This window comes from Kocuria sp. ZOR0020 (genome assembly GCF_000800955.1).
GTDB classification, from domain to species: Bacteria; Actinomycetota; Actinomycetes; order Actinomycetales; family Micrococcaceae; genus Kocuria; species Kocuria subflava.
The window spans coordinates 1-7847 of the sequence record NZ_JROX01000162.1 but is presented as its reverse complement, the minus strand read 5'-3'; the positions used below and the strand labels follow the sequence as shown (position 1 = coordinate 7847).

General features: G+C 60.4%; 9 protein-coding genes. 5 read left to right on the top strand and 4 right to left on the bottom strand.

The window, feature by feature from the left end:
* The 3 genes from L979_RS10025 to L979_RS15915 form a co-directional block, all read left to right on the top strand.
* A partial coding sequence (locus tag L979_RS10025) for a tyrosine-type recombinase/integrase (RefSeq protein ID WP_197052129.1) occupies positions 1-688 on the top strand: 688 nt, incomplete at its 5' end.
* Positions 685-2823 (top strand): tyrosine-type recombinase/integrase, encoded by a 2139-nt coding sequence (locus L979_RS10020; protein ID WP_156125539.1) that lies wholly within the window; start codon positions 685-687, stop codon positions 2821-2823. The genes L979_RS10025 and L979_RS10020, both read left to right, overlap by 4 nt.
* 7 nt (positions 2824-2830) lie before the next feature.
* Positions 2831-3259 (top strand): DUF6262 family protein, encoded by a 429-nt coding sequence (locus L979_RS15915; protein WP_156125538.1) that lies wholly within the window; start codon positions 2831-2833, stop codon positions 3257-3259.
* 12 nt (positions 3260-3271) lie between these two features.
* On the opposite strand, the gene L979_RS10015 is transcribed toward L979_RS15915, so the two are convergent.
* The 3 genes from L979_RS10015 to L979_RS10005 form a co-directional block, all read right to left on the bottom strand.
* Entirely contained in the window at positions 3272-3763 is a 492-nt protein-coding gene (locus L979_RS10015; protein WP_156125537.1) for a protein-export chaperone SecB, read from the bottom strand.
* A gap of 2 nt (positions 3764-3765) precedes the next feature.
* Entirely contained in the window at positions 3766-4218 is a 453-nt protein-coding gene (locus L979_RS14695; protein WP_052209764.1) for a helix-turn-helix domain-containing protein, read from the bottom strand.
* Between the two features lie 104 nt (positions 4219-4322).
* Positions 4323-4700 carry a type II toxin-antitoxin system RelE/ParE family toxin gene (locus L979_RS10005; protein WP_047692069.1) on the bottom strand — a complete coding sequence of 126 codons (378 nt, stop codon included), beginning with the start codon at positions 4698-4700 and terminating at the stop codon, positions 4323-4325.
* Positions 4701-4964: 264 nt separating this feature from the next.
* Between L979_RS10005 and L979_RS15910 the strand changes: the two genes are divergently transcribed.
* Together L979_RS15910 and L979_RS10000 are read left to right on the top strand one after the other, a co-directional pair.
* Complete coding sequence (locus L979_RS15910) at positions 4965-5129, top strand: hypothetical protein (RefSeq protein WP_156125536.1); 165 nt, start codon at positions 4965-4967, stop codon at positions 5127-5129.
* Positions 5130-5304: 175 nt separating this feature from the next.
* Positions 5305-5751 carry a hypothetical protein gene (locus L979_RS10000; RefSeq protein ID WP_047692068.1) on the top strand — a complete coding sequence of 149 codons (447 nt, stop codon included), beginning with the start codon at positions 5305-5307 and terminating at the stop codon, positions 5749-5751.
* Between the two features lie 6 nt (positions 5752-5757).
* On the opposite strand, the gene L979_RS09995 is transcribed toward L979_RS10000, so the two are convergent.
* Positions 5758-7847: hypothetical protein (locus L979_RS09995; protein WP_231559492.1), on the bottom strand; the 2090-nt coding region annotated here is incomplete at its 5' end.

Here is a 7847-nt window from a genome sequence, read left to right as displayed (position 1 = left end):
GCTGACGGCGCGGCGGTGTCGGGATAGAAGTCGAGGTCTCCCGAGGCAAGTCCGCGACATCCTCACGGCCTGTTCCACCACCGGACGCAACCCGCTCACACGATCACGAGACACGTTGCTGTTTCATCTGCTGTGGGAGACGGGGATGCGCATCGGAGAGGCCCTCAATCTCCAGCACCGCGACATCTCAACAGGGCGAGGCGAAACCCCCTGGATCGAGGTCATCGCCCGCCAAACCCACCCACACGGCCTTCGAGGCAAAACCAGTACACCACGCCGGATCTACATCTCAGACGAGCTGGAGAACGCCTATACCGCCCATCTCTGGGCACTGATTGACACCGGAATCGACATCGACGTACCGAACCTCGCTGCGCACCCGGTCTTCGTTAACGTCGTCAGGGATCCACGGTGGGCTCCGATGAGAGCTGAAACCGTGTACCAAAAAACCCGAGCCATTCACGCCCATCTCCAGCCCCTACCCCGGTTTACACCCCATTGGTTCCGGCACACCCATGCCACCACGCTGTTAATGGCTGGTACTCCACCGCACGTCGTCATGCGGCGGCTAGGACACTCCGATGTTCAAACCACATTGAACACCTATGGGTGGGTCACCGAAGATGCCGAGTTACGAGCCCTGGGCAGTTGGCAGACCCTCACCGAGTCGTGGCGGGGCTTGGCATGAACGACCACCTGGAACTCACGACAACACCGCAGTCCCAGCCGCTTGGGGTATGGAATCGACGGTGGGCTGCCGTAACACCATTGTGGCGCGAGGGCTGCTATCAGATCAGTCAGCCACCCTTCAGCGAGGTCTTCACCCAAAACAGTAACTATCCACCGGACCGCTTCTTCGATTTCCGCCCCGGTGGCAACACCCGGCTGGGACAGGAACTGGCCTGGTGGGTGTATTCCTGCTGGCATGAGGGACTACGCAAGATCGAGCCTTCCATGCTCCGATGGTGGCAACACGCCGTGACCTCACTGGCCACCACTCGGGAAAACCTGGGGCTGTCTGTGGTCTCGCTGGCTGAGTTGCCTGCCAGCAGCGTTGTCAAAGAAGCCACCCTCCTCTTTCATCAACGCAATGGTCGATTTCCATCGGCGGGTAATCTGCGCAATCTGCGGTCCATCAGCGAACACGTCCATCTATTCGTCAGTGCCCGGACCACCGATTCCCCGTGGTGGTCACCGGACCTATGGTCGCTGCGCGCCGACGACCGGATACCGCGCCGACCTCATGAACCGGTCTCAGACCTCCCGGTGAACCTCCGTGACATCGAACCGATCTGGCTGAGGGAGGGCCTGCGCTTCTATTTCTCTCGCGAGCTGATTCACCAACGTTTTACCTGGACGACCCTGGTCACCCGGTCCCGCAATCTACGTGCCTATTTTGGTCGATTCCTGTTGGAACACATGGTCACCTCTCCTGTCCTCGCCCAGGACACTGAAACGCTTCAAACGTTGATGACCGAGCATCTGAGTTGGCTCCGTTCTCCAGCCGCCACCACATCAGGACGCCCCTTGAGCACGAACACTGTGTCCGCCGTCCAATCAGCCGTGCAGTCCTTCTACGACTATATGTTCGACAACTCAGCTCTCGCCGCCCACTTCACGGCTGATCCCCGATGGGGGCAGATCCGACCAGAGCACACGCGCCTGTGGCCACCCACTAGTTTGGTGCGCTCCAAGAGCCGGCAACGGCAGTCCACTCCGCAATACATCACGGCCGAGGACCTGGCCACGATGGCAGCCTGTATGCCTGTGCTGATGACGCCCACGACCTCTGAGGTCACCATTGAGCTGCCCGGTAGAGAGCCGCTCTCAATCCAAGGTCTCGGGGACCCCCAAGCAGCACGAGCCTGGCTCATTCAAGCAGCAACCGGACGTCGCGTCAGCGAAGTTTTGATGATGGATTACCAGTGCCTGACCCCGGTCCCTGGGGTGAAGTCAGACCAAGCAAGCGCCTTCGTTGCCAGGATGCAGTATCAGCAAACCAAGGTTGATGGTGTCGATCCCACGATTCTGGTCGAGCAATACGTCGTGGACCTGATCCAGGCCCAACAGCAATGGGTCCGCAATCACCTCGGGCGAACTCCTGAGCAACCCGACCCACCCCACCTCTTCGTCACACCGCGTCAGAATTACCAGGGACTACGCCCTCGTTCCTACTCTTCACACTCCCGCGTGCTCTCAAAACTCAACTCCCTCGTCGCCCTGAAGGATCAATACGGCAAGCCGTTGAACTTCACGGCTACGCACCGGCTTAGGCACTCCCGTGCTACGGAATTGCTCAACGCTGGAGTTCCCGTACACGTGGTCCAGGACTACCTCGGGCACCGATCTCCGGAAATGACCATGCACTACGCGAGGACTCTCGCGAAAGTTGCCGAAAGCGAGTTCATTAAAGCTGCTGCGACTGGAGCCTACGGGCAACCCTTGGAAGTCTCTCAAAGAGACACGTACCAAATCGCTCAACTCGAAGGACGCACTGATCGCGTATTACCGAACGGCCTGTGCATGCTCCCGCCAACGCAAACCTGTGACCGTGGGAATGCCTGCTTGACCTGTGCTTCGTTCGCCACCGACGCCAGCCATCTCAGCACCTTGACTACTCAACGCAAAGTCACCGTGGAGCTGATCACCGACCGTCAAACCCTTGTTGAGCAACGTCACGGTCGGCCCATGTCACCAGACAACGCTTGGTTGAAAGCACGACAACGAGAAGTGGACTCCTTGGAGCGCATCATCACCGCCCTGAGCAACACAACGCAATCCGTGAAAGCCCCGGGCATTTCTGCTCGACAGACAGGTAAATAGCTCGACCATGCCTAATAGTGATCCCAACACACAAGGTCTGGATGCTGCGGCCAAACGACGCTCTCAGAATAAGTTCGCGGCTGCTAAAAAAGCTCTGTCAGAGATGATCCGAGCCGGCGAGACCATAACATTTGCGTCCGTAGCCCGACAGGCCGGATGTAGTCAAAACTATCTCTACACAAATCCGAAGCTTCGACAACAAATCATTCGGCACCGTGGCACAAACGTGAATTCTAATCAGCCAGACGTTTCAGTTAATGAGACTCATGGGCAGCAGCAAATTATTGATGCCCTGCGGCATCAGATTCGCCACATGGAAGCTCAACATAAGGCCCAAATCAAGGACCTTCGTAAGGAACTCGATGAGGCGAATCAAGCTATAGAGTTCCTCACGGCCGAACTCATCCTGCTAAGAGCGAATGAAGCGCGCAGTTAAAGATCGTCTCCGCTATGAATCAGCCTCATTGTTTTGAACATTAACGGACGCGGGGACTCGATACACATCCAAGGTTAGGGGCGGCAACCCCAGCCGACCCGTCATGTCTTGAACATACTCACGGGCATATGGGTAGATACTGAAGATCCCCGTGGTGGCACCAAAACTATTCAACTCGTCAGCTTCAAAAGTCACACCCTGCGGAGTATCGAAAAGTGCGACGTAAGTAAATTCCAAGGTTGCGATCTCAGATACGTCGCCATCGCGGTCATCTCCCATAACCTCACCCATATCCATCCTGAAGTCAGAAGTCACAACAAGTGAGTGACGCTCCTCGTTGAATTGGGCAGATGGTTGGATGTCCAAGGTATAGGTCATGGGGTACTCGCCTGATGGGAAGCCCCGATGCTCGACAGTGGTCTTCAGCATCCGAACATCCAGCAGATTCGCGGACCCTGCAACGCGTGCGGCGAGTTCGCGCAACTCCGGTTGCGATTTCGGCATGGTCACGCCGCCTGGGCGTAGCTAGAACGACGCCCCATGGTGCCGAGCTGAGCGTACGTAGCAATGTAGTCGCTCATCGGCACCTGGCTGGGGGCACTGTTGATTGTCACCCGAAACTCCTGACGCGCGGTCATAGGTGCGACAGTAGGCACGCAGGCATCACGCTGCACGTGCACCGACAGCTTGGCACCGACAGCCCTTGCGTAACGCTGAAGAGTCGACAGGTAGGGGTCTTCCCCGCCGTTCTCGAACTCAGACACCGTGGACTGAGTGGTCTCCATGGCCTCGGCAACCTGCTTCTGGGTCAGGTGGGACGACTTCCTCAATGCGACAAGCTCATCGAGCAGGTCAAGGCGCGTCTCTGCGTCCTCTGTTGCTTGCGCAACGGCGGGATCAGCAAGCAGCTCGTCGAAGTCAACCGCCTGGTCAGAGCGCAAGTCTTCGTGCATGGTCATGAGGTCTCCTGTGGTGTATATCGTGTGCAACCGATACGTACACTACCCGAGTGTGGTACCTCCGCAAGCCCATGGTTGTCACACTCTGGAGGACTGGGTCTCACTCAATCCCTTGTGTCAACGTCGTCACGGTGAGCTTGCCGCCAGGTCTTCAGCCGGTCCTTGGCAATCTTCTTGTTTTGCCTGGGAAGCTTCTTCTGGTTCTTGTAGAACACGTGGAGAGCTATGGCATGCACGGGTGTGTCTCTGAAAAAGATCAGCCGAAATGGGTCATTGCCGACCTGCGTCCGCAGCTCCATCAGATGATCCTCGATGGGCTTCACTTCGCCAGAACGTTCGGAACCCGTGCTGTACCTCTTCATAGCGGCGATCAAAGCACCCTGACCATGCTTGGGCAGATCGAGAAGTTCCCGTTTTGCTACGGGTTGACCCTCGTTGCGCGGGCTGTACCAACGCCACTGGCGCTTGACCTGGTCTGCCACTGCCTCTCCCCATCTACGTTACGTCCCTGACCAAGTCGAATCTACAGGGGGAACGAGCGCTCAACAGTTGGCTGTGACGTTCAATCTTGCAAATCCCTGAAATGAACGTCGCGAACGCAGCGGGCACCAACACCCATCCACACCCCTTGCGCCCTCACGGTCTGGTCTCTTTCGAGTGCACGTGAGCGCAATTGTGCACAGAAGGACAGCCGCCACACGACGTGGTCGTGGACGATGGTTCGTCGTCGATGAGAGTGCCCTGATATGCCGTCATCCACGTCCGTTGCCGCCACCTTCGAGACCGTGGATGACATCGATTACCTCCATGGCTTAGCTACAGATAAGTACAACGAACACCGTCCGCATACCGGCTGCGGCAACCAGCCGCCCTCCTCACGATTGATCAACGTGCCCGGTCAGTACATCTAATCACCGCTGGATCGCGAACCGGATCCGCGACATCAAACATGTTTTCGGTATCGACCTGCGGGCACAAAACACCAGGTCATGACCCCCGAACGTCGGCGTGGTCGCTTGCGTCGACCCAGGGTTGACTCTCTACCCTGACGCTGTCTCAGGAAATCGCCTAGTCAGGGAACGTCCGATGATCACCCACACACTTGCAACCGCCACGTCAGTCAACTACCCCGTGGACAACTCCTGGGGCTTTTGGCTCTGGGCCGGAGCCCTCGGTCTCCTCGTCATCCTGGCCATCGCCTGGTGGTCGATCCTCGCGTTCACCGATTCAAGTTCAGGCACGGCAGCCCTGTTCATTGTTGTTTTCTTGCTCTCGTTCTGGATTCAGGCCGCCATCGTTTACGCGCACCTGCCCTACCGGTGGCTGGGATGGACGATGGTTATTGGACTGGCTGTCCTTGCCTATCTGATAACCCGACTTATCGATCCGCACCGCCCCTTGATGACGTATGCGGCTATCGTCCTCACACTGCTCGCCATACCTCTCGCCCCGGTCGTCCTCGCCATGGGACCAGTTCTCGACCAGATCAACAGCTTCCGGGATTTTGTGACCTCGCTCCTCTCAGGTGCCTGATGGGTCTCAGCGTGTGGCTCCAGGCCCGCCGTAGGTTTCGGGGAGGTACTGGGTGTCACGGCGTGCCCACCCTTCCTGTTGCGCCGAGTTCGACTGCACTGCGGCCAGATCTCCCAGCCCGCTTTCGCGCAGCACCCACGCCCCAGTTCCCTGCCGCACGACGGCTGCTGAGGAGTCGCCGATCATGGCCATCGTCACCCGCCCCGGGGGGAGCCGGTCTGCGGTGAGATGCGCCAGGCCCTCAACGACCTCGGTTGCCATCACCACACCGCGGCGCCCATCAGCTGCCACCAGGATGTCCCCGGCCACGACGTCGCGCACCGGGACTGGGTGAGCCCCACCAGGTACTCCGCGGGTGGGCTCAGCTGGTAACGGGCGGCGGATCTCCACCGGGCGCAGTGCCTGGAACGTCGCCGCCACCAACCCGTCACCGTCGCTGAGCGCAGCACGCACCTGGTTCTGTCCTCGGGCCAGGTCCACAACCTCCGAGATCCTGCCACCCAGGCCCTGAACCCGGTCACCGGAACGCAGGTGCTCACCCAGGACCTGGGCTGCAGGGCCCAGGGCTCCGTCCGGACGCTCCTGGAAACTGACCGCTCGCACAGCAGCTTGGCTGTCCATCACACGCACATCCACCAGCCCCGGTTCTGCCTCCTCCCGGATCACTGTTGCGCGGATCCCTTCCAGGTGAACGGCAAGCACTCTTTTGGCGTGCGGTTCGTGGTCCCACAGCCACGCGAGATCTCCTTCACGCAGCTGCCCGACCGTGATCCGTTCCGTGGAGCGTTCTTGGCGGGTGTCCATCGCATGCACCGTGGCCACCCCGAATCCTCGCCCATCCCTGGAGGCGTCACGGACTTCATGTGCTGGAACCGTGGAGTGTAGTTGCACCACCTCGGGTACCACCGCCGGTCGGTTCCCGTGCACGGTGACCATTGAGGTGGGCGAGACCCACAAGGTCACCGGACGCCGGTACTCGGCATCATGCGGTTGCGTGGCGTGCTGCCCGGCGACGTCCAGGTCCAGATCCACGAACCCGGGACCGGTGCGTTGCACCAGGCCCCGCAGCTCTCCGGCCGGCAGCGGGTCGCCGTGACCCATCGGCGCCCACTGCCCATCTGCCGGCAGACTGATGTGCTGCCCGGCCATCACCAAACCTGCCGGCACGGCCCTGTCTGTCTCGCCCAGCACGGTCACAGACACGTTGTGGATCTCTCGCGACGATTCCATGAACCGTTGCCCGGCTCGCAACCCCCCGATCGGCCCGCCCGCTTCGCCCAGTTCCCAGCGTCCGGGGTGATCCACCGACGGAACGAACCCGGCCTTCAAGGCAGCTGCTTCCACCGCTTCACGGTTGGGGACGTCCAACAGCAACACGTCACCGGCGCCCAGATCCCGCACCCTCATTTGCACGTCATCGACCTGGTGCGTAGACCCACTCATCACCACGGGCGCATCCGTGCCCAGGCTGGAAGGATCCAGGGCCATGGAGCGCAGATCAGGCCACACCTCATCGTGACCTGGTGGCCACGCGATGATCTCCAGGTCCTCCACGTCTTTGACCGAGACCTCCATCGGCCCATCCCCGGTGCCCACAACCAGTTGCGGGTGCCCGTCCACGGCGCCAGCGGTGACCTCGCTCACCAGCCCCACAGACCCGACATTAGGGCCCTTCATCGCAACCCAGGACCCAACGACAAGGGCGCCGTCGTCGGTGGTCATCTTCGGATCCTGTCCTGCCGCGCGTGCCTGTTCGGTCAGGCTCAGCGCGGTCCACCGGCGGCCGCGGACCTCAACGATGTCCTCACTCAGGGTCAACGCATCGCGGCGCCCGTCACCGCGCATCACCTCCACCGGCCCATCCACCCTGGGATCGATCACCATGACTGGGCGTCCGTTCTCATCGATGACAACGTCGCCGGCACGCATGTGTTCCCGCGGCACGTGCAGCACCCCGGCCCACACGGTGTGTGTGGCCACGGCGTGGTCGTAGGCCGCTGCCAGTTCTTCTGTGGTGGCCATCCGTCCCGGCGTCCAGGACGCCTCGGCCGGCCACACCGTGCCCTCTGCGCTGCCGGCTCCTCGCGGGCGCAGGG